This window comes from Mycobacterium sp. RTGN4 (assembly GCF_033804635.1).
In the GTDB taxonomy this organism is placed as follows: Bacteria; Actinomycetota; Actinomycetes; order Mycobacteriales; family Mycobacteriaceae; genus Mycobacterium.
This window is the reverse complement of sequence record NZ_JAPZLB010000016.1, coordinates 115,588-138,098: the sequence shown is the minus strand read 5'-3', so window position 1 is coordinate 138,098 and position 22,511 is coordinate 115,588. Positions and strand designations below refer to the sequence as shown.

At 66.8% G+C, this 22,511-nt stretch carries 22 protein-coding genes and 1 pseudogene; 17 read left to right on the top strand and 6 right to left on the bottom strand.

The features are described 5' to 3' along the window. Window positions 1-28: 28 nt before the first annotated feature. From SLQ30_RS27550 to SLQ30_RS27535, 4 genes are read left to right on the top strand one after another with little or no spacing between them, the layout of a single operon-like run. Complete coding sequence (locus SLQ30_RS27550; protein WP_319449967.1) at window positions 29-706, top strand: DUF4129 domain-containing protein; 678 nt, start codon at window positions 29-31, stop codon at window positions 704-706. Next, window positions 703-1,845: a DUF4350 domain-containing protein gene (locus tag SLQ30_RS27545; RefSeq protein WP_319449966.1), complete on the top strand. Its 1,143-nt coding sequence runs from the start codon at window positions 703-705 to the stop codon at window positions 1,843-1,845. Before SLQ30_RS27550 ends, SLQ30_RS27545 begins: the two co-directional genes overlap by 4 nt. Next, window positions 1,842-2,822, top strand: coding sequence for a MoxR family ATPase (locus SLQ30_RS27540; protein ID WP_319449965.1), 981 nt, complete (start codon window positions 1,842-1,844; stop codon window positions 2,820-2,822). The genes SLQ30_RS27545 and SLQ30_RS27540 overlap by 4 nt, the downstream gene beginning before the upstream one ends. Beyond that, complete coding sequence (locus tag SLQ30_RS27535) at window positions 2,822-4,144, top strand: DUF58 domain-containing protein (protein ID WP_319449964.1); 1,323 nt, start codon at window positions 2,822-2,824, stop codon at window positions 4,142-4,144. Before SLQ30_RS27540 ends, SLQ30_RS27535 begins: the two co-directional genes overlap by 1 nt. A gap of 4 nt (window positions 4,145-4,148) precedes the next feature. Here SLQ30_RS27535 and SLQ30_RS27530 read toward each other — a convergent pair whose 3' ends face one another. Further along, complete coding sequence (locus SLQ30_RS27530) at window positions 4,149-5,141, bottom strand: stage II sporulation protein M (protein WP_319449963.1); 993 nt, start codon at window positions 5,139-5,141, stop codon at window positions 4,149-4,151. A 27-nt stretch (window positions 5,142-5,168) separates the two neighbouring features. Here SLQ30_RS27530 and SLQ30_RS27525 point away from each other — a divergent pair, with 27 nt between their 5' ends. Genes SLQ30_RS27525 through lfrA form a run of 3 tightly spaced genes read left to right on the top strand, consistent with a single transcriptional unit; the run spans window position 5,169 to window position 8,373 of the window. Further along, window positions 5,169-6,059 (top strand): RDD family protein, encoded by an 891-nt coding sequence (locus SLQ30_RS27525; protein ID WP_319449962.1) that lies wholly within the window; start codon window positions 5,169-5,171, stop codon window positions 6,057-6,059. Between the two features lie 48 nt (window positions 6,060-6,107). Then, window positions 6,108-6,683, top strand: a complete 576-nt coding sequence (locus SLQ30_RS27520; RefSeq protein WP_319449961.1) for a TetR/AcrR family transcriptional regulator — start codon at window positions 6,108-6,110, stop codon at window positions 6,681-6,683. Between the two features lie 13 nt (window positions 6,684-6,696). Next, window positions 6,697-8,373, top strand: a complete 1,677-nt coding sequence (lfrA, locus tag SLQ30_RS27515; protein ID WP_319449960.1) for an efflux MFS transporter LfrA — start codon at window positions 6,697-6,699, stop codon at window positions 8,371-8,373. Here lfrA and SLQ30_RS27510 read toward each other — a convergent pair. Then, window positions 8,285-8,554 (bottom strand): annotated as a pseudogene (locus SLQ30_RS27510) (anthrone oxygenase family protein); the annotation flags it as partial. The gene lfrA and the pseudogene SLQ30_RS27510 sit on opposite strands and share 89 nt — an antisense overlap. Before the next feature lie 219 nt (window positions 8,555-8,773). On the opposite strand from SLQ30_RS27510, the gene SLQ30_RS27505 reads away from it, so the two are divergent. After that, window positions 8,774-9,736, top strand: a complete 963-nt coding sequence (locus tag SLQ30_RS27505) for an AraC family transcriptional regulator (protein ID WP_319449959.1) — start codon at window positions 8,774-8,776, stop codon at window positions 9,734-9,736. On the opposite strand, the gene SLQ30_RS27500 is transcribed toward SLQ30_RS27505, so the two are convergent. The 3 genes from SLQ30_RS27500 to SLQ30_RS27490 form a co-directional block, all read right to left on the bottom strand. Beyond that, window positions 9,703-10,863, bottom strand: a complete 1,161-nt coding sequence (locus tag SLQ30_RS27500) for a cation:proton antiporter (RefSeq protein WP_319449958.1) — start codon at window positions 10,861-10,863, stop codon at window positions 9,703-9,705. The genes SLQ30_RS27505 and SLQ30_RS27500 overlap by 34 nt on opposite strands. Window positions 10,864-10,872: 9 nt before the next feature. Next, the gene (locus SLQ30_RS27495) at window positions 10,873-11,250 is read right to left on the bottom strand and encodes a hypothetical protein (protein WP_319449957.1); all 378 of its coding nucleotides are present in this window, start codon (window positions 11,248-11,250) and stop codon (window positions 10,873-10,875) included. 198 nt (window positions 11,251-11,448) lie between these two features. After that, window positions 11,449-12,732 carry a carotenoid oxygenase family protein gene (locus SLQ30_RS27490; RefSeq protein ID WP_319450005.1) on the bottom strand — a complete coding sequence of 428 codons (1,284 nt, stop codon included), beginning with the start codon at window positions 12,730-12,732 and terminating at the stop codon, window positions 11,449-11,451. 227 nt (window positions 12,733-12,959) lie between these two features. Here SLQ30_RS27490 and SLQ30_RS27485 point away from each other — a divergent pair, with 227 nt between their 5' ends. The 5 genes from SLQ30_RS27485 to SLQ30_RS27465 all read left to right on the top strand — a co-directional run bounded on the left by SLQ30_RS27485 (window position 12,960) and on the right by SLQ30_RS27465 (window position 17,698). After that, on the top strand, window positions 12,960-13,661 hold the full coding sequence (locus SLQ30_RS27485; RefSeq protein ID WP_319450004.1) for a GntR family transcriptional regulator: 702 nt from the start codon (window positions 12,960-12,962) through the stop codon (window positions 13,659-13,661). 141 nt (window positions 13,662-13,802) lie between these two features. Beyond that, a complete protein-coding gene (locus tag SLQ30_RS27480) occupies window positions 13,803-15,356 on the top strand; it encodes an NCS1 family nucleobase:cation symporter-1 (RefSeq protein WP_319449956.1) in 1,554 nt (517 codons plus the stop codon). A gap of 60 nt (window positions 15,357-15,416) precedes the next feature. Beyond that, window positions 15,417-15,944: a PadR family transcriptional regulator gene (locus SLQ30_RS27475; protein WP_319449955.1), complete on the top strand. Its 528-nt coding sequence runs from the start codon at window positions 15,417-15,419 to the stop codon at window positions 15,942-15,944. Between the two features lie 94 nt (window positions 15,945-16,038). After that, window positions 16,039-16,770, top strand: coding sequence for a PadR family transcriptional regulator (locus tag SLQ30_RS27470; protein ID WP_319449954.1), 732 nt, complete (start codon window positions 16,039-16,041; stop codon window positions 16,768-16,770). Between the two features lie 70 nt (window positions 16,771-16,840). Beyond that, window positions 16,841-17,698, top strand: coding sequence for an oxidoreductase (locus SLQ30_RS27465; RefSeq protein WP_319449953.1), 858 nt, complete (start codon window positions 16,841-16,843; stop codon window positions 17,696-17,698). Window positions 17,699-17,754: 56 nt separating this feature from the next. Here SLQ30_RS27465 and glpK read toward each other — a convergent pair whose 3' ends face one another. Continuing rightward, the gene (gene glpK, locus SLQ30_RS27460) at window positions 17,755-19,308 is read right to left on the bottom strand and encodes a glycerol kinase GlpK (RefSeq protein ID WP_319449952.1); all 1,554 of its coding nucleotides are present in this window, start codon (window positions 19,306-19,308) and stop codon (window positions 17,755-17,757) included. Between the two features lie 156 nt (window positions 19,309-19,464). On the opposite strand from glpK, the gene SLQ30_RS27455 reads away from it, so the two are divergent. The 4 genes from SLQ30_RS27455 to SLQ30_RS27440 are packed head-to-tail and all read left to right on the top strand — an operon-like array spanning window position 19,465 to window position 22,494. Further along, window positions 19,465-19,791: a hypothetical protein gene (locus tag SLQ30_RS27455; protein WP_319449951.1), complete on the top strand. Its 327-nt coding sequence runs from the start codon at window positions 19,465-19,467 to the stop codon at window positions 19,789-19,791. Between the two features lie 57 nt (window positions 19,792-19,848). Next, entirely contained in the window at window positions 19,849-20,586 is a 738-nt protein-coding gene (locus SLQ30_RS27450) for a class I SAM-dependent methyltransferase (RefSeq protein ID WP_319450003.1), read from the top strand. After that, the gene (locus tag SLQ30_RS27445; RefSeq protein ID WP_319449950.1) at window positions 20,579-22,057 is read left to right on the top strand and encodes a glutamate--cysteine ligase; all 1,479 of its coding nucleotides are present in this window, start codon (window positions 20,579-20,581) and stop codon (window positions 22,055-22,057) included. The genes SLQ30_RS27450 and SLQ30_RS27445 overlap by 8 nt, the downstream gene beginning before the upstream one ends. After that, on the top strand, window positions 22,054-22,494 hold the full coding sequence (locus SLQ30_RS27440; protein ID WP_319449949.1) for a hypothetical protein: 441 nt from the start codon (window positions 22,054-22,056) through the stop codon (window positions 22,492-22,494). Before SLQ30_RS27445 ends, SLQ30_RS27440 begins: the two co-directional genes overlap by 4 nt. Window positions 22,495-22,511 lie beyond the last annotated feature (17 nt).

Genomic DNA, 22,511 nt, shown 5'->3' with positions numbered 1-22,511 from the left:
GCCCGCGCGAGAACCAGCCGGCCCTGACGTGTCCCTCATCGTCACGCTCGTCGCATCCGCACCCGTCGACATCGACCGAGACACCGCGCACGACGCTGCCCGGCACGAGCTCGGCAAACCCATCTACCCATCGGCATCGTTGATCGAGCGCCTCGTGAACTGGCTCGACGAACTGCTCTACCGAATCATGATGGAAGGTTCGTCGGTTCCCGGTGGCTGGTTCACGATCGCCCTGCTGCTGGTGCTGCTCGCCGTCGCGGTGGTGGTGGCCGTCCGCGTCGCCATGCGCACCATGCGCACCAACCGGGGCCGAGCCGCCCTGTTCGGGGCCGAGGAGCGCAGCGCGGCGGAGCACCGCGCTACCGCCGAACAATATGCGGCCCAGGGCGATTGGGCATCGGCGATCCGACACCGGCTGCGCGCCGTCGCGCGTCACCTCGAGGAGACGGCGGTGCTCAATCCGGTACCGGGACGCACCGCGAACGAGTTGGCCCGCGACGCCGGGGCGGCCATACCCAGTCTGGTCACCGAGTTACGCAGCGCAGCAATGATATTCAACGACGTGACGTACGGTGAGCGGCCAGGAACCGAGGCCGGTTACCGGCTGGTCGCCGGGCTCGACGACCACCTCTGCTCCGACACTCGGGCGGGTCCGGGCGTCGCGGCGAACGCAGGCCCGAACCCGGATTGGGTCGAGGTGCGATGACCGACACCACGTCGGCCGTCGGACCCACCGTCCGGCAACGCTGGCGCTCGATCCGCTGGGTGTTGCTCGCCCTGGTGGCGATCATCGTCGTTTCGACCGTCAGCACCTACCTGACCGCCCCGCGGCCCGGTGGCCGGATGGATCCAGAGGCGACCTCGCCCGACGGCGCCCACGCCCTGGTGGCACTACTGCGCGAGCAGGGCGTCGAGGTGATCGAGGCCGACGACGTCGCCGACATCGAGCGGTCGCTGACGCCGGACGCGCTGCTGCTCGTCGCGCAGACGGACTATCTGATCGACGTGGACGTCTTGCAGCGGCTGGCGGGGCTGCCAGGCGATCGCCTACTGGTGGAGCCGGTTTCGCGCACCCGGGAGGCGCTCGCACCCGCCGTCCAGCAGGCCGCCGGGGCCAGTTACGGCGGCAAGCCCGGATGCGACCTGCGCGAGGCCGACCGCGCGGGCGAGGTCGAGCTCGGCATCAGCCCCACCTACGAGGCCACCGGCGACACCCCGCTGACCCGCTGCTACGACAACGCCCTTGTGCGTTATTCAGTCGACGGGCGGACGGTCACGGTGGTCGGCAGCGCGGACTTCATGACGAACTCCGGGCTACTGAAGCAGGGCAACGCCGCGCTGGCCATGAACCTCGCTGGGGCGCGGCCGCGTGTGGTCTGGTACACGCCGCAGCGGATCGAGGGTGAATCCGGCACCGGCACTTCGATTGTCGACGCCATTCCCGACCGTGCGTGGTGGATCGTCGCGCAGCTGGTTCTGGTCGTGCTGCTCGTCGCGCTGTGGCAGGGCAAGCGCATCGGCCCGTTGGTGGCAGAGCACCTGCCCGTCGTCGTGCGCGCGTCGGAAACCGTCGAAGGTCGCGGGAGGTTGTACCGCTCGCGTCGCGCACGAGATCGGGCTGCCGACGCCTTGCGGACCGCCGCGCTGCAGCGCACGCTGCCCAGGCTCGGTCTCGGTACGCAATCACCTCCCGCTGCGGTGGCACAGGCCGTCGCGCACCGTGTGGGCAGCGATCCGGCGCTCATCGAGCACTGGCTGTACGGGCCGCCGCCTGCCACCGACGCCGAACTCGTCGAACTCTCCCGCCAACTGGACGACATCGAAAGGCAGGTCGCACGATCTTGACTCAGCCAACCGCCACTCCGCCCACCGTGGATCCGGACGCCGCACGAAGCGCGCTACTCGACTTGCGCACCGAGATCGCCAAGGCCGTGGTCGGGCAGGACGCCGTCGTCAGCGGACTGGTGATCGCGCTGCTGTGCCGTGGCCACGTGCTGCTCGAAGGCGTGCCGGGGGTCGCCAAGACGCTGCTCATCCGAACCCTGGCCGCCGCACTGCAACTGGACTTCAAGCGCGTCCAGTTCACACCCGACCTGATGCCCGGCGACATCACGGGGTCGTTGGTCTACGACGCCCGCACCGCCGAGTTCACGTTCCGCTCCGGCCCGGTGTTCACCAACCTGCTGCTCGCCGACGAGATCAACCGCACACCGCCGAAGACACAGGCCGCGTTGTTGGAGGCCATGGAAGAGCGACAGGTGAGCGTCGACGGCGAACCCCGGCCGCTCCCCGACCCGTTCATCGTCGCCGCCACGCAGAACCCCATCGAATACGAAGGCACGTACCAACTTCCCGAGGCTCAACTCGATCGGTTCCTGCTCAAGCTCAACGTGCCGCTTCCACCTCGCGACCAGGAGATCGCGATCCTGTCGCGGCACGCACACGGGTTCGACCCGCGCGACCTATCGGCCATCCGACCCGTCGCGGGGCCCGCCGAGCTCGCGGCCGGACGGGAGGCGGTGCAGCAGGTACTGGTGGCCGACGAGGTGCTCGGCTACATCGTGGACATCGTTGGAGCGACCCGACATTCGCCAGCGCTGCAACTCGGCGTTTCTCCGCGCGGCGCAACGGCGCTGCTGTCGACCGCGCGCTCGTGGGCGTGGTTGTCGGGCCGCAACTACGTCACTCCAGACGACGTCAAGGCGATGGCCCGTCCGACGTTGAGGCACCGTGTGGCACTGCGCCCTGAGGCCGAACTGGAGGGCGCCAACCCCGATGGGGTGCTGGACGGGATCCTGGCCGCTGTGCCGGTGCCACGCTAGTGGCCCTGACCGGCCGCGCCTGGCTGGTGGCATTGCTGTGCGTACTGCCGGTCGGCTTATCCCCCTGGCCCGCAACGGCGTTCACCGTGCTGGCGCTGCTGCTCCTGACGGCCATCGTGGTCGACGTCGCGCTGGCCGCGAACACCCGTCGGCTGCGCTTCAGCAGGCTCGGGGACGCGGCGGCGCGCCTCGGCGAGCAGGTGGACGCGCGACTGGTGATCGAGCAGCCGGGGAATCGTCGGTTCCGTGGCCAGGTCCGCGACGCCTGGCCGCCGTCCACGCGTGCAGAACCGCGCACGCATTCGGTGAACATCGCTGCGGGACAACGGCTGCAGGTGGTCACGCAGTTGCGGCCGGTGCGCCGCGGGGATCATGATGCAGCGTTGGTGACCGCGCGCTCGGTGGGTCCGCTCGGGCTGGCGGGTCGGCAGACCTCGCATCGCGTGCCGTGGCGGATCCGGATTCTGCCGCCCTTCCTGTCGCGCAAGCATCTGCCGTCCCGGCTGGCCAAGCTGCGCGAACTGGACGGCATGATCCCCGTGCTGATCCGTGGCCAGGGCACCGAGTTCGACTCGCTGCGCGAGTACGTCGTCGGCGACGACGTGCGCTCCATCGACTGGCGCGCAACGGCGAGGCGCGCAGACGTCGTGGTAAGAACCTGGCGTCCAGAACGCGACCGTCGTGTCGTGATCGTGTTGGACACCGGACGTACCTCGGCGGGCCGCGTCGGCGTCGACCCGACGGCTGGTGACCCGAGCGGCTGGCCCCGCCTGGACTGGTCGATGGATGCCGCATTGCTGTTGTCCGCGTTGGCTTCCCGCGCCGGCGACCATGTCGACTTCATCGCACACGACAGGGTGCCGAGAGCCGGGGTGTACAACGCGTCGCGAAGCGAACTGCTGGCCCAACTGGTCAACGCCATGGCGCCGCTGCAGCCCGCACTGGTGGAATCCAACGCACCCGCCATGGTGGCGAACGTCCAGCGCCGGATCCGGCGGCGCGCGCTCGTCGTGCTGATGACCGATCTGAACGCATCGGCGTTGGACGAGGGGCTGATGGGGGTACTGCCGCAGCTATCGACCAAACATCACGTGCTGATCGCCAGCGTCGCGGATCCGCGGGTCGACCGACTGGCGGCGGGTCGCGCCGACGCGGCCCAGGTCTACGACGCCGCGGCAGCTGAGCGTGCCCGCAACGACCGCGGCCATATCGCCACCCGACTACGCCGCATGGGTGTCGACGTCGTGGACGCCGAGCCGGAAGAGCTTGCCCCCGCGCTGGCCGACCGCTATCTGGCCATGAAGGCCAGCGGAAAGTTGTAGCGGGTCAGCGCGTCGGTACGACGTCGGGGGCGTCCTCGACGTCACCCGTCTCGCCGGCCCGAGCCGCCTTGCGCCCGAAGCGAATTACGTAGGCCAGGAAGGTGGCCTCGGCCGCGACGCCGATCGCGATCCGCACGAACGTCGGCAGGGGGGACGGCGTGACGAGGGCTTCGATGAGGCCCGAGACGAGCAGGACGACGACCATTCCCACTGCGACGGAGACGACGGCCCTGCCCTGTTCGGCCAAGGCCTGCCCACGCGGTCGATTGCCGGGTGACACCACCGTCCACCCCAGCTTCATGCCGGCTCCGGCCGCGAGGAACAACGCCGTCAACTCCAGCAACCCGTGCGGAGTGAGCAGGCCAAGGAACAGGCCGCCCTTGCCGGCCTGGAACATGAACGCGGCACTGACGCCGACATTGGCGGCGTTCTCGAAGAGCAGCCAGGGAATCGGAATGCCGAGCACTATCGCGTAGCCGATGCACTGGGCGGCCAACCATGCGTTGTTGGTCCACACCTGCAACGCGAACGAACCCGCCGGGTGGTCGCTGTAGTACGACTCGAACTTGTGGTTCACCAATTCGTCAATGTCGCTTGGGGTTCCGATGATGGCCTGCACCTCCGGCGAGTGCGCGACCCAGACTGCGATGATCGTCGCGACGACGAAGAACCCCACCGCCGATCCTGCCCACCACCGCCACGATCGGTAGGCGACGACGGGAAAGGACACCATCCAGAACCGGGCGAACTCGCTCCACAACGGCGCGTGGGCCCCGGTGACCGCCGCCCGCGCCCGCGCCACCAGTCCCGAGAGTCGCCCCACCAAAACGCCGTCGGTCGATGCCGTGCGCACCACCGATAGGTGCGTGGACACCCGCTGATACAGGTCGACGAGTTCGTCGACCTCGGCGCCGCTCAGGTTGCGACGGCGCTTGACGAGCTGCGCGAGCCGGTCCCACGTCGCGCGGTGGGCCAGGACGAACGCGTCGACATCCACCCCGCAAATCCTAGTAGCGTTACTTTCATGGCGGCCCAACCGGAACCGATGGTGACCGGCGACGCCGTGGTCCTCGACGTTGCGATCGCACAGTTGCCGGTCCGCGCGATATCGGCGTTCATCGACGTCTCGATCATGTTTACCGGCTACTTCATCGGGCTCGTCCTGGCGGCGACGGTGCTGACCCGGTTCGACGACGCGCTCGCCGGTGCGGTGGTCGTCATCTTCACCGTGCTGACGATCGTCGGCTATCCGCTCGTCTTCGAGGTAACGACGCGGGGCCGCACGCTGGGGAAGATGGCGATGGGCCTTCGGGTCGTCTCCGACGATGGCGGCCCAGAGCGCTTCCGTCAGGCGCTGTTTCGGGCGTTGGCGTCGACGATAGAGATCTGGCTGTTCGTTGGTGGGCCCGCGGTGATCTGCAGCCTGCTGTCGTCGAAGGGCAAGCGCATCGGCGACGTGTTCGCGGGCACGATGGTGATCAGCGAGCGAACGGCGCGCCTGAGCCCGCTGCCCCCGATGCCGCCGGCCCTGGCATGGTGGGCGGCGTCGCTTCACATGTCCGGGCTGAGGCCGGAGCAGGCCGAGCGGGCACGCCAATTCCTGTCCCGCGCCTCACAATTGGACCCTCAGATTCGTGCCGAGCTGGGGTACCGCATCTGCTCCGAGATCGTCGCGCAGGTCAGCCCGCCGCCCCCGCCGGGTACGCCGCCATCACTCATCCTGGCCGCGGTACTTGCCGAACGTCATCGCCGGGAGCTCCAGCGCCTGCAGCCGGTAGCACCGCCGGCCTATCCGCCACCGGGCTACCCGCCACCCGGCTATCCGCAGGGCTACCAGCCGGCGTACGCGCCTCACGCGGCACCGCAGCCCCCCGCACCGCCGCAGCCATCTGGAGGTTTCACCGCTCCGGACTAATGGGACACCATTGTCCCACTTTGGTAGTGCTGTGCTATATTTCTACTCATGTCTGTGTCGAAGTCGAATGACGGTGGGGCGCGTTCCCGCACCCGTCGCGCGATCCTCGACGCCGCGATGTCGGTGCTCGCGGAGCAGCCGACTGCATCGCTAGGCGACATCGCCACCGCCGCGGAGGTGGGCCGCAGCACGCTGCACCGTTACTTCGCCGAACGTTCCGACTTGCTGCGCGAACTCGCACTCCACGTCCACGAACTCAGCAACGCCGCGATCGAGCACGCCGAGCCGGATTGCGGTCCACCCGTCGAGGCCCTGCGTCGCGTCGTCGAGTGTCAGCTCGACCTCGGACCGATCGTTCCGTTCGTCTACAACGACCCCACTCTGATGGCCGACAAGGAACTGGCCGCCGTGCTCGACACCGGCGACGAGGTCATCGTCGAGGTGCTCAACCGCGCGTCATGTCAGGGTTCGGCGGGCCCACCCGGCTGGCCACGGCTGGTCTTCTGGGCGCTGCTGCACGCGGGCTACGAGGCCATGCGACTGGGCAGCGCCCCCCGAACTCAGATCGTCGACGCCATCATGGCCAGCCTCGTCGACGGCACCATCAATCCGAACACGCAGTAAGCCAGGAGAAATCATGTCCACCCGGGTCGACGCCAAGCAGACCGTCAGCACCCCGCGCCGCGCCTGGTTCGCCCTCGCCGTGCTCCTGCTGCCGGTGCTGCTCATCGCCGTCGACAACACCATCTTGGCGTTCGCGCTGCCGAGCATCGCGCAGGACTTCCGGCCCGCCGCGTCCACCCAGCTGTGGATCGTTGACGTGTACTCCCTGGTACTGGCCGCGTTGCTGGTGGCGATGGGCAGCCTCGGCGACCGCATCGGCCGACGCAAGATGCTGCTGATCGGCGCGGCCGGGTTCGCCGTCGTGTCGTTCGTCGCCGCGTTCGCGCCTAGCGCCGGGTACCTCGTCGCCGCGCGCGCAGTGCTCGGCTTCTTCGGCGCGATGCTGATGCCGTCCACCATGTCGCTGATACGCAACATCTTCGTCGATGCCTCCGCCCGCAGGCTCGCCATCGCGATCTGGGCGTCGTCCTTCACCGCGGGCTCGGCGCTGGGCCCGATCGTCGGCGGGGTGCTGCTCGAGCACTTCCACTGGGGCGCAGTGTTCCTCGTCGCGGTGCCGATCCTGTTGCCGCTGCTGATATTGGCGCCGCGCCTGGTGCCCGAGTCGCGTGACCCGAACCCGGGACCGCTGGATCTGCTGAGCGTGCTGCTGTCGCTCACGACGATGCTTCCGCTGGTCTGGGCCGTCAAGACCGGCGCACACGACGGGTTGTCCTGGTTGGTCGGCGCGGCCCTGGTGGTCAGCGTCGGCTCCGCGCTGATGTTTGTCCGGCGCCAGAACCGCAGCGCCACACCCATGTTCGACGTCAAGCTGTTCGGCTACGCCCCATTCGCGTCGTCGATCATGGCGAACTTCCTGTCGATCGTCGGCCTCATCGGGTTCATCTTCTTCGTGTCACAGCACCTGCAACTGGTGCTCGGCCTCAGCCCGTTGGCGGCTGGGCTGGTGACGCTGCCGGGCGCCCTGCTGTCGATGGTCGCGGGCATCGGGGTGGTGCGCCTGGTCAGGTGGTTCGCTCCGCACACGCTGACCATCATCGGACTGGTGCTGGTCTCCGCGGGCTTCGGGATGATCCTGCTGTTCCGGCACGACCTCAACGTGGCCGCGGTGATCGCGTCGTTCATCGTGCTGGAGATCGGGGTCGGAATCTCGCAGACGATCACCAACGACACCATCGTCTCGTCGGTGCCCGCTGCCAAGTCCGGTGCCGCGTCGGCGGTGTCGGAGACGGCCTACGAACTCGGGGCCGTGATCGGCACCGCCACCCTCGGCACCATCTTCACGGCGTTCTATCGCACGAACGTGCAACTGCCGCAGGGCCTTTCCGCGCAGCAGGCAGCTGACGCCGGGGAGAGCATCGGGGGGGCGGCGGCCGTCGCAAAGACACTGCCAGGAGACGTCGCCGGACCGCTGCTCGACTCGGCTCACACCGCATTCGACTCGGGCATCGCGCCCACGTCGATCATCGCGGGCGTGCTCACGCTGATCGCCGCCGCCGTAGTCGCGTTTGCCTTCAGGAACGGTTCAGACCGACCAGCATCAGCACCGACCCCGCCAGCGGGGCCACGGTCCGAACGTGATTCCAGGCCGTCCACGGCGCCAAGTAGGCGTGCCAGTCGCGCCACGCGTCGGCCGCGGACAACCCGTTCGGATCGAGCGCGTCGAGTCGATTGTTCAACGGGACGTTGAACGCCATCGTGACGACGAACGCGACCAGACCGAGCGCAGCCCCGGCCAGCACGTAACCCGACCCGGGTTGTGCCAGCCGCACTGCTGCCGCGACGCCGACGCCGAGCGCCAGCAGTGCGGACCCGACGAACAGCGCGAGGAACGGCGCGTTGGCCTGCGCCTCCGCGTTCAGGCCGCGCATGGCCGTGATGGCCTGGGCGGGTTCGGTACGGTCCAGGCCCTTCATGACGAAGGTCGAGAAGGCGTAGAACAATCCGCCGACGGCCGCCGATGTGATGGCTGCGCCGGCGGTGGCGAGGACGTATGGGCTCGTTGACATGACCCAAGTAGATCGCCATCTCGCGAGACGATCCATCGTCATTAGTCCGACATTCATACGCATCCGTCTACAGTTGAGCGCATGGATGCGCTCGGTGGGTTGCTCGACGGGGTGCGCGCACGCGGGGCTTTCGTGTTGCGCATGTCGTTGGACCCGCCGTGGTCGATGCGCATTCAGGACGACGCCCCGCTGACGCTGATCTGCATGATCCGCGGCGATACGGTCATCGTCACCGACTCCGGCGACACGTTCGCGGTGCACCCGGGCGACGTCGCATTGGCGCGCGGCACCGAGCACTACGTGTTCGCCGACGATCCGGCCACCACGCCACAGGTCGTCATCCACCCCGGCAATAGGTGTACGACGCTGCACGGCGAGGATCTGAGGTTCACGATGTCGGTCGGGGTCCGCACGTGGGGCAACGCCGACGATGGTGCGCACTGCGGCGTCATATGCGCGTACGAGGGCCGCAGCGAGGTGAGTTCGCGTCTGCTCGATGCGCTTCCGACGGTGCTGGTGCTGCGCGTCGACGAATGGTCCACACCGTTGGTCGACCTGCTCGACGCGGAGGCCAGCCGCGCCGGACCCGGCCAGGAGGCTTACCTCGACCGACTGTTGGACCTGTTGCTCATCGACGTGCTGCGGGCGTGGTTCGACCGCGCCGACAACGCGCCGACCTGGTGGCACGCCGAGCGCGATCCGGTGGTGGGGCGCGCGCTCAAGCTGATCTACCACAATCCCGCCCACCCGTGGACGGTGGCCAATCTCGCCGCCGCCGTTGGGTGTTCGCGCGCACTGTTCGCGCGACGCTTCACCGAACGCGTCGGTGAACCACCGATCGCCTTCCTCACGAGTTGGCGGCTCGCGCTTGCCGCCGACATGTTGCGCGCGTCCGCGACCACCATTGCGACCATCGCCCGCGCAGTCGGCTACGGCACCCCGTTCGCGCTCTCCAGCGCGTTCAAGCGGGCATACGGCGTCAGCCCCAACGCGTACCGCCGCGACGCGGCCTACGCGGCGGGCGCCGCGGCATCGGCGCTCTGAGCGCGCTTGGCCAGCGCGCCGGCCACCGAAGTGACGCCGATGGTGATCAGCGCGCCGAGAATCAGGGCGGACGGTTCCCCGTCCCCGAGCAGACGCTGTTCGATGCCGAGCGTGGCCGCGGCGACCGGTACGCCTAGCTGTGCCGCCGCGAACGCGGCCAACGTCAGGGGCTGACCAACCAGTCGACCGACGCAGTGCGCCAGCACCGCACCGAGTCCCAGCGCAACCCCGAGCCCGATGAACTTGGGATGATCGGCGAGTTCGCGTACCTGCAGTGAGGCCCCGAGCCAGACGAAGAAGAGCGGCCCGAAGAAGCCCTCGGTGACGCCGAAGAGTTGACGTGCCAGTCGCCGGGGCTCACCGATAGCCGACATCACCAGGCCGAGCGCGAAGCCCGCCAACATGATCGACACGTGGGTGAACACCGCCAGCGCGGCCAGCCCGAAGAGCACGAGCAGGCTGACCCTCAGTTCCAGGGCCAGGTTGTGTACGTGCGAGTAGTGGTGCAGCCGCTTGCGCAAGCCTCGGGTGTCGAAGTACTTCAGCACCACGTACAACACCAGGGCGCACGCGACGATCGCCAGTGCACCGAGCGCCGCCCGCGGAGCGCGGCTCGGGTCGATCACCAACGGCAGCAACACGATCGACGCGGCGTCGGCGATCGCGATCTGCGCAGTGACGGACAACACGGGCGGACCCGTCAGCCCGAGCGAGTCGATGATCGGTAGCGCCAGCGCCGCCGACGAGGACGCCATGAGCACCGCGTACAGCAGCGCGTGCCCGGTGCCGAAGGCGTGCGCAAGGACGACCCCGAGCACCGCTGCCACCGCACCGACGAGGACGGCACGCATCAGCGCCTTGGGTAGTGCACTGCGCAGGGCGGCGTTGTGCACGGGCACGTGGGTGCCGACCACGAACATGACGAGCGCGAAGCCGATGTTGGCCAGCAGCATGAAGGTCTGGTTGTCGGGATCGACGATGCCGAATCCGGTTCGCCCGACGATGATCCCGGCTGCGAGTTCCCCGACAATCACGGGTACGCCGATGCGGGGCACGGCGGCCAACAGCGGACCCGCCAGCCCGATGACGGCAATCAGCGCCAGGGTGTGAAACCCGAAGCCGCTCATGTCAGCGCGTCAGGATTTCCACGACACCAGCCGACACGGGATCGGAGTGTTCTCGTCGGTCATGTAACTGGCACACACCCGGTGGTAGCCGTCAGCGATCTGCAGTGGGTTAGCAGTACGAAAATCACCACGTACCAACAGAATCGGCGACAGCGCTTTGCCATCGGCGACCTTGGCGAGATCGGCTTTCACATGCGCATTCGACTCTGGCAGCAAGGTCAGCTGCGCGGCACGCAGAATGTCCTTGGCCTTGCGGAACACCGGTTTCGCGGACTTGAGCGCATCGACCGTCTTTCCCACCGTCGACGAATCCGCGACGAGGCTCAGATAGTCGGCCGCCGCCCCGTAGTCATGGTCTTCGGGTGCATCGAGCCACTTGACAGCCATTCGGACACGATAATCCCGGTGGCTGTCAACGGGTTGTAAGTCGAGGTCCGAGTTGCCATGCGGCGGCGGCCATCAGGAGTAGATTCGGCGCATCCGAATGTGACTCAACCCCACGCAAGGTGCCGGAGCCCGCGCCAGGTCGATGGAAGGATTTCCTCACCGAGGCGTGATCACATCGGCTCAGAAACACCCCGCCGACTAGGCGCTTATCCAGTTTCCGTGGAACCCGTACGGAACCCGCGTCGGCAGCTTGATCCTGGCTATCGCATCACCCGCGAAGTCCGAGGCGTCGAGGATCACCAGGTCGCTGCCGTTGCGGGCCGGGTCGTAGACGTACCCGAGGTAGTACCCGTTCGATTCGTCGGGCGCACCGCTCGCGGGCACGAAGACGGCTTCACCCGGACCGCCGTTGCCCAGGTCGTGGGCGACCGCGGCACCGGTCGAGAGGTCGTGGCGCAGCCAGCCCTGCCTCCCGACCGAGACCGAGTACCGCGCAGGCAGGCCGGCCAGCCGGTCATCGATGCGCGGGAACTCCACACCGCGGTCGTCGAGTTGACTCTCGCTCACCCGACCCGCAGCCAGGTCGATGGTCCAGGTCCACATGACGCCCTCAGCGTCGAATCCGCCGTCATTGCGCCACAGTTCCGGGTACCGGACCGCTTGCAGCACAATCGACTTCCCGTCCGCGGAGTCGTGGGCGTTCGCGACGTGGAACACGTAGCACGGGTCGATCTCGAACCACCGCACCTCGCCGAACGGGTCGTCGCGGCGAAGCACCCCGAGCCGTGCGCCGTATTCGTCGTCCCAGCGGTAGGGCATGTCCCGCTCGCCGCTGACCGCGATGTCAAGGTTGAACACAATCGGAAGGTCCATGAAGATCACGTGATCGGCGGTGAGCGCGAAGTCGTGCATCATGGTCAATGCCTTGACGTCCAGCGGACGGTTGATCACCAACTCCCCGTTGGCATTTGCGCGGTGATAGGTGACGTGGGGTTCGAAGATGTTGCCGTATCCGAAGAAGTGCAACTCGCCGGTGGTCGGGCAGATCTTGGGGTGTGCGGTCATCGCGTCGACCAGCTGGCCGCCGAAGTCGTAGGCGCCCACCGTTTCCAGGTCGTTGGTGATCTCATACGGCAGCGACGACTCGACCAATGCCAGGGTCTTGCCCGCGTGGTTGACGATGTGCGTATTCGCGACGCTGGCCCGCAAGTTGCGGGTGCCGTCGGGGTTGTAGAGCGGGAAAGGGTCGACGAAGCTGTCGGTGCGCACCCACCGGTTGCGGTACCACTTCGCCTTGCCGTCCTCGATGCGGACGCCGTGGATCATGCCGTCGCCGGTGAACCAATGCCCGGTGGCCTTGCGCGGGTTGGGGCCGTTGCGCAGGTACCACCCGTCGAGTTCGGCGGGCACTGCGCCCTCGACCACCAGGTGGTCTTCGGTGAGCTCGTCGGCGACCGGCGCGTAGTTGCCCGTGGTGAAGATGAAGCCGTCGTTCGGTAGGCCGCCATCGGTCGTCGGAAGGCCGGCGGGTTCGGAAGAGCGGTCCTGGATGTCAGTCACGATGAATCTCCTTCGGGAACGGGGCAAGCGAAGCGACGGGAGTCAGGGCTGTTGGAACTGTGATCCAGCCTGACACTCCACTTATGACATGTCAATAGTGAAATGTAGTCACTCGGCAGATGCCTGCCCCACGTAGCAAGATGCACGTCATGCGCGCGCGCCGACGTTCAGCGCTGCTCGCCAAACTCAACCGTGCGGACGGCTCGCAACGCGCCATCGTCGACGAAATACGCCGAGTGATACTCGACGGTGGCGCTCCGCCGGGGTCGCCGATCCCGGTCAACGAGGTCGCCGAAGTCTTCGGCGTCAGCCCCATCCCGGTACGGGAGAGCCTCAAGACGCTCACCGCGGAAGGACTCGTCGATCACCAGCCGAACGTCGGATATGCCGTCGCTCGGCTCACCGCCACCGAACTGGCCGAGCTGTACATCGTGCGCGAGACGCTCGAGTCGGCAGCGTTGTCCGCGGCCGTCGCGAACGCCACCGACGCGGATCGAGCCACCGTCGCCGCCGCGCACCGATTACTGGAAAGGGCTGTCGCCGAGGATGATCCGCACACCTACCACCGCCAGAGCCGGCACTTTCACTTCGGCCTGACCCGGCCGTCGGGAATGCTGCGCCTGGTCCACATGCTCGAATCTGCCTGGAACATCACCGAACCCGTGCAATTGATGGTCCACGTGCATCCGTCCGACCGGGCCGCCCTGCACGCCGACCACGGGCAGATGCTGGAGGCCTTCCTGGCTCGAGACGCCGACGCGCTACTGGCGGTCAGCGCCGACCATCACCGCAGGCTCAACGCCGTGGTGTCCACCCTTCCGCCGGATACCGGGTTGATAACTCGCGACTGACGGACCGCGTGTTACCCAATGAGTCGGCCATGTTTCGCATGCGCTCGAAATATATTTCCTACGCAACGGCTGTGAAACACGGCGACGTTACCTTTCCCACCATCGCGCGTCCTTTGGACGACAGGGACAGGGAGCAGCCAGATGACCGAGACACGAGACGTTCTTCCGGGTGCCAAGATCGCGGCGGGCGACCTCGTCGAGGCGGCCGGTCACCCCGTCGGCGGTGGAGTGATCAAGCCGGACTACGACCTCCGCCTGACCAACGAAGACCTCGCGCCGCTCGGCAAGCAGTCCTGGACGTCGTACAACATCTTCGCGTTCTGGATGTCCGACGTGCACAGCGTCGGCGGGTACGTCACGGCGGGCAGCCTGTTCGCGCTCGGACTGGCCAGCTGGCAGGTGCTCATCGCGCTTTTGGTCGGCATCACGATCGTCTACTTCCTCTGCAACCTGGTGGCCAAACCCAGTCAGCAGGCCGGGGTTCCGTACCCCGTGGTGTGCCGCAGCCCGTTCGGTGTGCTCGGAGCCAACATCCCAGCGATCATCCGCGGCCTGATCGCCGTCGCGTGGTACGGCATCCAGACCTACCTGGCCTCGGCCGCCCTGGACGTCGTGCTGCTGAAGCTCTTCCCCGGGTTGATGCCGTACGCCGACGTCGAGCAATACGGCTTCACGGGCCTTTCGCTGCTGGGCTGGGGCAGCTTCACCCTGCTGTGGATCCTTCAGGCGGCGGTGTTCTGGCGAGGCATGGAGTCGATCCGCAAGTTCATCGACTTCTGCGGACCCGCGGTCTACGTCGTGATGTTCATCCTGTGCGGCTACCTGCTGTGGAAGTCGGGCTGGCACGTCAGCCTGAACCTCGGTGGCGAGAAGAAGGGCAACACGCTGGTCATCATGCTCGGCGCGATCGCGCTGGTGGTGTCCTACTTCTCCGGTCCGATGCTCAACTTCGGTGACTTCGCCCGCTACGGAAAGAGCTTCGCGGCAGTGAAGAAGGGCAACTTCCTTGGCCTGCCCGTCAACTTCCTGGTGTTCTCACTACTGGTCGTCATCACCGCGGCCGCCACGGTCCCGGTGTTCGGCGAACTGCTCACCGATCCGGTGCAGACCGTCGCGCGCATCGACAGTGTCACCGCAATCGTGTTGGGCGCCTTGACCTTCTCCATCGCTACCATCGGCATCAACATCGTGGCCAACTTCATTTCGCCCGCGTTCGACTTCTCCAACGTCAGTCCGCAGCGGATCAGCTGGCGCATGGGCGGCATGATCGCCGCCGTCGGCTCGGTACTGCTCACGCCGTGGAACCTGTACGGGAACCCGGAGGTCATCCACTACACGCTGGAGACGCTCGGCGCGTTCATCGGCCCGCTGTTCGGTGTGCTCATCGCGGACTTCTACCTGATTCGCAAGCAGAAGATCGTCGTCGACGACCTGTTCACCATGTCGAAGACCGCCAACTACTGGTACAAAGGCGGCTACAACCCGGTCGCGGTGGTGTCCACGCTGGTGGGCGCGATCCTGGCCATGGCCCCCGTGCTGCTCGGCGGCATGGTCGTGGGGATGACGGGCGCTGCCCAGTACAGCTGGTTCATCGGCTGCGGAGTGGCCTTCGTCCTGTACTACGTCATGGCGACGCGCGGCGCGTGGAAGATGACGCCGCTGACAGAAAGCGTCGAGGCGGAAGCAGCCGCCTGATCGACACTCCGTCGCGGCCCGACATTCCACAATTGGAATGTCGGGCCGTACGCTTTTCCGGTGAGCCTTCGCTACGCCACCCTCGGACTGCTCGCCCAATCCTCGGGCAGCGGGTATGACCTGCTGAAACGCTTCGAACAGTCGATGGCCAACGTGTGGTCGGCCACCCAGAGTCAGCTGTACGGCGAGCTCAACAAGCTTGCGGACGCCGCCCTGATCGAGGTCTCTGACATCGGCCCACGTGGCCGCAAGGAGTACCGCATCACCGGTGCCGGGCGCTCCGAACTCGTCCGCTGGATCAACGACACCGGCGACGATCCGCCGATCCGCAGACCCGACCTGGTGCGCGTCTTCCTGCTCGGTGAACTCGCACCGGCGGACGCGCGGAAATACGCCGCCAGGTTTGCCAAGCATGCCGGCTCTGAGCTCAAAAGGCTTGAGCAGCTTCGCGATTCGGTGCACTGGAGCGCGTCTGACACCGACTTCTACAGCCGGGCCGCGCTGGAGTTTGGGTTACGCGACGCCGCCATGGAGGAGCAGTGGGCGCGTTGGCTCCTGACGGCGATCGACGAACGGGCCCAAAAATAACTTCGCCTTCTTGGTTGCATCGCGATAGTTTCCGATATATCGTCAACGTATCGGAAGCGCATGAGGCGTTTCCAGACCCCCAAGGAGACAACCCATGAACACCCCATTCACACCCCCAGAAGGCCCCTTCGGATCGCCGTCGGCCGGCGGATTCGGCTTCGGCTTCGGCCCCGTCGATCGTCGGGCAATTCACGAGCAGTGCCGTCAGGCCCGCCGCGACTACCGCGACCATGTGCGTGAGCACCGTGGCGACGCCGGTTTCGGAGGCTTCGGTCCCGGCCGCGGCTTCGGCGGACCCGGCTTCGGTGGACCCGGCTTCGGCTTCGGCCCCGGCGGCGGTTTCGGCCCCGGCGGCGGCCACCGTGGCGGCAGGCGCGGCGGAGGACGCGGCAGGCGCGGTGACGTGCGTGCGGCAATCCTCAAGCTGCTCGCCGAGCGGCCCATGCACGGCTACGAGATGATCCAGGAGATCGCCGCGCGTAGCCAGGATCTGTGGAAGCCGAGCCCCGGCTCGGTCTACCCGACCCTGCAGCTGCTGGTCGACGAAGACCTCATCGTTGGCACCGAGAGCGATGGCAGCAAGAAGCTGTTCGAGCTCACCGCAGTAGGTCGCGCAGCGGCCGAGAAGATCGAAACCGCGCCGTGGGACGAGATCACCGAAGGCGCCGACCCTGGCGCCGTCAACCTGCGCAGCGCCGTCGGCCAGCTGATGGGCGCCATCCGGCAGTCCGCGTTCGCGTCCACCGGCGACCAGCAGAAGCGCATCCTCGACATCGTCAACAACGCCCGCAAGGAGATCTACCAGATCCTGGGCGAGTCAGAATAAAACGTGAATTCGGCGCGGTTTCAAACGCTTTAGCGGATGAAACCGCGCCGAATCCGTGTAGGTAGTACATATGACCAATTTCCATATCGGCGCATACCGGGTCCATCGCATCGGATTCGGCGCCATGCAACTTCCCGGGCCAGGTGTCTTCGGACCGCCCCGCGATCACGACCAGGCCATCGCCGTGCTCAAGCGTGCCGTCGAGCTCGGCGTCGACCACATCGACACCGCACAGTTCTACGGCCCGAACGTTGCCAACGAGTTGATCCACGAGGCCTTGCACCCTTACCCGTCGAACCTCGCGCTGGTCTCCAAGGTCGGCGCCCGCCGGGACGGTACTGGCGCGTGGCTTCCCGCCGGGGAGCCCGACGAGTTGCGCGCGGACATCGAGCAGAATCTGCGCACCCTCGGAACCGATCGCCTTGCGGCGGTCAATCTGCGCATCCACAACTCCGACGACCCAAGTGCCGCATCCGACATCGACCGCGAATTGTTCGACCGTCAGCTGACCACCATGATCAAGGCTCGCGACGAAGGGCTGATCGCCGGCATCGGCCTGTCCAGCATCACCGTCGATCACCTGCGAATCGCGTTGGACCGCACCGAGATCGTCACGGTTCAGAACGCGTACAACCTGGTCGACAGGACGTCTCAGCCGGTGCTCGACCTGTGCACCGAGCGCGGCATCTCCTTCGTTCCGTTCTTCCCATTGGGCTCGGCATTCAACCCGGAGAACCCGGTGCTCGGCAACCCTGCCGTGGAGCAGGCCGCCGCGGAGCTCGGCCGGACGCCTGCGCAGATCGCGCTCGCGTGGACGCTGGCCGTCGCCCCCAACGTGCTGCTCATCCCCGGCACGTCGTCCGTCGCGCATCTCGAGGAGAACCTGGCCGTCGCGGACATCGAGCTACCCGCGGACTTCAACCCCTAGCTCCCTTGCGATTTCGGCGCGGTTCTCGGGACTCACCCCCGAATAGCACGCCGAAATCACTCGATGTCGACCCAGTCCAGCGTGCGCTGCACCGCCTTCTGCCAACCTGCGTAGCCGGCGGCCCGCTGGTCGTCGGACCACGACGTCGTCCAGCGCTTGCCCTCCTGCCAGTTGGCCCGCAGGTCGTCGGGGCTTTCCCAAAACCCGACGGCCAGGCCCGCCGCATAGGCCGCCCCGAGCGCGGTCGTCTCGGCGACCACCGGCTTGACCACGTCGACGCCCAACACGTCGGATTGGATCTGCATGCACAGGTCGTTGGCCGTGATGCCGCCGTCGACCTTGAGCACCTCGAGGTGAACGCCGGAGTCAGCCTCCATCGCGTCGACGACGTCGCGGCTCTGGTAGCAAATGGCCTCGAGCGTCGCGCGCGCCACGTGAGCATTGGTGTTGAACCGGGACAGTCCGACGATCGCCCCGCGCGCATCGGAGCGCCAGTACGGGGCGAACAGTCCGGAGAAGGCGGGCACGAAGTACACGCCGCCGTTGTCGGAGACCTGCCGCGCGAGTGACTCGCTTTGCGCGGCGCCGCTGATGATGCCCAACTGGTCGCGCAGCCACTGCACGGCCGATCCGGTGACCGCAATCGAACCCTCAAGGGCGTAAACGGGTTTCGCGTCACCGAACTGGTAGCACACCGTAGTCAGCAGCCCGTTCTCCGAGCGCACGATCTTCTCACCGGTGTTGAGCAGCAGGAAATTGCCTGTGCCGTAGGTGTTCTTGGCCTCCCCCGCGGACAAGCACACCTGACCGACCATCGCGGCCTGCTGGTCCCCCACGATGCCGGTGACAGCGACCTCACCGCCGAGTGGGCCGTCCGCGAGCGTCGTTCCATACGGATCAGGCGACGACGACGGCGCTATCCGCGGAAGCATCTGACGGGGAATTCCGAAGAACCCCAACAACTCTTCGTCCCAGTCCAGCGTCTCGAGATTCATCAGCATGGTCCGGCTGGCGTTGGTGACGTCAGTGACGTGGACGCCACCACGCGGGCCGCCGGTGAGGTTCCACAGCACCCAGGTGTCGGACGTTCCGAAGATCGCGTCACCCCGCTCGGCGGCCTCGCGCACGCCGTCGACGTTTTCCAGAATCCACTGCACCTTGCCACCGGAGAAGTACGTCGCGGGCGGCAACCCGGCCTTGCGCCGAATGACGTCGCCCCGCCCGTCACGGTCGAGCGCCGACGCGATCCGGTCGGTACGGGTGTCCTGCCACACGATCGCGTTGTAGTACGGCCGGCCCGTCTTGCGGTTCCACACCAGTGCCGTCTCACGCTGGTTGGTGATGCCCAACGCGGCCAGGTCGCCCGCGACCAGCTTGGTGGAATTCAGCGCGGACTTGATCACCGACTCAGTACGTTCGGCGATCTCCACCGGGTTGTGCTCGACCCAACCGGCCTGCGGCAGGAGCTGCTCGTGCTCAAGCTGGTGACGCCCGACCTCGGCACCGTCGTGGTCGAAGATCATGCATCGGGTGCTGGTGGTGCCCTGGTCGATGGCGGCTACGAAGTCGGCCAACTGATTCTCCTGCTCTCCGGTCCCGTCGATGGTCAATGATGGCGGCGATGGATGGCAACTGCAGGCGATCGGCCGAACGCTCGTCGTTGCGCGGCGTCGCCGCTAGAGTGGTCGTGGTCGGGCACCCTCGACCGAAAGGTGCCGTTGATCAACAAAGATGTGATCGGTTGTGGTCGCAGGATCGCAGCCCTCGTGGCCGTATTCGCTGCTGCTCCCATGGTGCTGAGCGCGGTCGCCCACGCCGACCCCGATTCCGATGCCCCCGCCGACCCGAAGGCCCAGTGCGACTCCCCCGAGGTCGGCGGTGTCTTCGCCACGAGCACCACGCCGGACCAGGTGACTCACGCCGTCTGTCAGTACATCGTCGAAGGTCACTTCTACTACGACAACTTCGAGAACGGCGCGTACACCGGGACTCTCGTCTACCGTGACGGGGCAAAGGTGCCTACGGAACGGCCGCAGATACCCGACGTCCTCACCATCCCCGGTAGCGGGCCCATACCGCTCTTCGGGCCCTAAGGGTCTGCGACGCCCCTAGTGGAAAAGCCGACCCGACCCATCGGTGACATCGCCCGCATGCCCCGCGGCGGCCCGGACGCGTCGTGCCTGGACCGGGCCTTGCAGACCGACCGGCCCGAGTACCTCGACCGCGACTGCAATACCCCTGCCGACGCCGCACGCAAGCGCAGCGTCGTAAAGGCGTTGGAGCGCACCGGCGAATGGTTCGGGAACCACCAAAGGTTTGCGCAGCTCGCCCTCGATGAAGTGGCCGACGTCCCCGATCCCCGAATCCTCGAGCTCGGCTCCGGTCATGGCGGTCTGTCGGCAAAGCTGCTGGAGCTGCACCCCACTGCGCAGTTGACCGTCACCGACGTCGAACCCGAATCAGTCGCCGCGATCGGCTCGGGGGAACTCGGCGCCCACCCCCGCGCCGTGGTCCGCGAGCTCGACGCCACCGCGATCGACGCCGCCGACGGTAGCTTCGACCTCGCGGTCTTCGCACTCTCCTTCCATCACCTGCCACCGCTGGAAGCCGCGCGTGTGTTCGCCGAGGGCACCCGGGTCGCCACGAAGTTGCTGATCATCGACATGCCTCGGCCGCCGGCGCCGCTGCACCTGCTACGCCTGGCGACGATGCTGCCGTTCGCACCGTTCGTGCCGTTCGTGCACGACGGCCTCATCACCTCGCTGCGCACGTACAGCCCGTCGGCGCTGCGCGCGCTCGCTGCACACGCCGGGGTGGAGGTCGAATTGCACGGCGGGTTGATGAGTCCGCAGGTGGCGGTGGCTTCCGCGGGTGTCGCACATGGGTGATGACGTCACACAGACGACATTCACTCGCGCGCACCGCCGCGAGTACCGGCGCAAGGTCGCGCTGAGTCTCGACGTCTTCGAAACGATGCTGCACGAAGCCAGCTTCGAGGTCGGCATGCCGATGACCGGCATGGAGATCGAGTGCAACCTGGTCGACGCCGACTACCAGCCTGCGATGCGCAACGCCGACGTCCTGACATCGATTGCCGACCCCGCTTATCAGACCGAATTGGGCGCGTACAACATCGAATTCAACGTTCCGCCGCGACCGCTGCCCGGCCAAACCGGGTTCGAACTGGAAGCCGAGGTCCGCGCCAGCCTCAACGCGGCCGAGTCCAAGGCCAACGAAGACGGCGCCCACATCGTGATGATCGGCATCCTGCCGACGCTGATGCCCGAGCATCTTTCGGGCGACTGGATGAGCTCCTCGACGAGGTATCAGGCGCTCAACGACTCGATCTTCACCGCGCGCGGCGAGGACATCGACATCGACATCGACGGGCCCGAGCGGCTCAGTCTGCAATCGGCCTCGATTGCCCCCGAATCCGCTTGCACCAGCATGCAATTGCACCTACAGGTGTCACCCGCCAGCTTCGCGCGGTACTGGAACGCCGCCCAGTTGCTAGCGGGCCCGCAACTGGCGCTCGGCGCGAACTCCCCATACTTCTTCGGACACGAGTTGTGGTCCGAAACCCGCATCGAACTGTTCGCCCAAGCCACCGACACGCGGCCCGAGGAACTCAAGACCCAGGGCGTGCGCCCGCGAGTGTGGTTCGGGGAACGGTGGATAACGTCGATCTTCGACCTGTTCGAGGAGAACGTGCGTTACTTCCCGTCGCTGCTGCCGGAGTTGTCCGACGAGGATCCGGTCGCCGAACTCGCGGCCGGGCGCACCCCGACGCTGCCCGAACTGCGGCTGCACAACGGCACGATCTACCGCTGGAACCGGCCGGTGTACGACGTCGTGGATGGCAGGCCACATCTTCGAGTGGAGAATCGCGTGCTGCCCGCCGGTCCGACCGTGCTGGACATGCTCGCGAATTCGGCGTTCTACTACGGCCTGCTGCGCTCGCTTTCCGACGAGGACCGGCCCGTCTGGACCAAGATGAGTTTCGCTGCGGCAGAACAGAACTTCGTCGCGGCTGCGAAGCACGGCATGGATGCGCAGCTCTACTGGCCGGGGCTGGGTCGCGTCGCGCCGGACGAGCTGGTGCTGCGGCACCTACTCCCACTGGCGCATGAGGGACTGAGCACATGGGGCGTCGCGCCGGCGGTGCGCGACCATTTCCTGTCAGTGATCGAGGGCCGCGCGAAGACGGGGCGCAACGGGTCCAGATGGCAGGTGGCGACCGTGCGCGCGCTTCAGGATCGCGGACTTACGCGTCCGCAGGCGCTCGCGGAGATGTTGCGGCTGTACTGCGAACGGATGCACAGCAACGAACCCGTCCACACGTGGGACGGACCATCATGAAGAAGACGTGGCTCGCGGCGCTGGTCTTGGGACTGGCCCCGGTGGCCTGCCACACCGAACAAGCCGCGGCCAACCCACTTCAAATCAACCTCAACCAGGTGTTCACCCTCAAGGGTGGACAGGAAGCGACGATCAACGGCCAGGACCTACGCCTGCGCTTCGACAAGGTGCTGGAGGACTCCCGCTGTCCCAAGAAGGTCGAATGCTTCTGGACGGGCCAGGCGCGGATCGCCCTGCTCGTCGAACCGACCGGCCGTGGCGAGACGACGCTGGAGTTCAATACCAACCCCGCTCCCAACGCGAACAATCAGACGGCCCGGCTCGACGAATACACGATCACGATGAAGTCGCTCGAGCCGTACCCCCAAACCCCCGATGAGTCGCTCGCACTCGAGGACTACCGGGCGACCTTGACGGTTGGCAAGGAGCCCGGCTGAGCCGCGTACGTTGGATC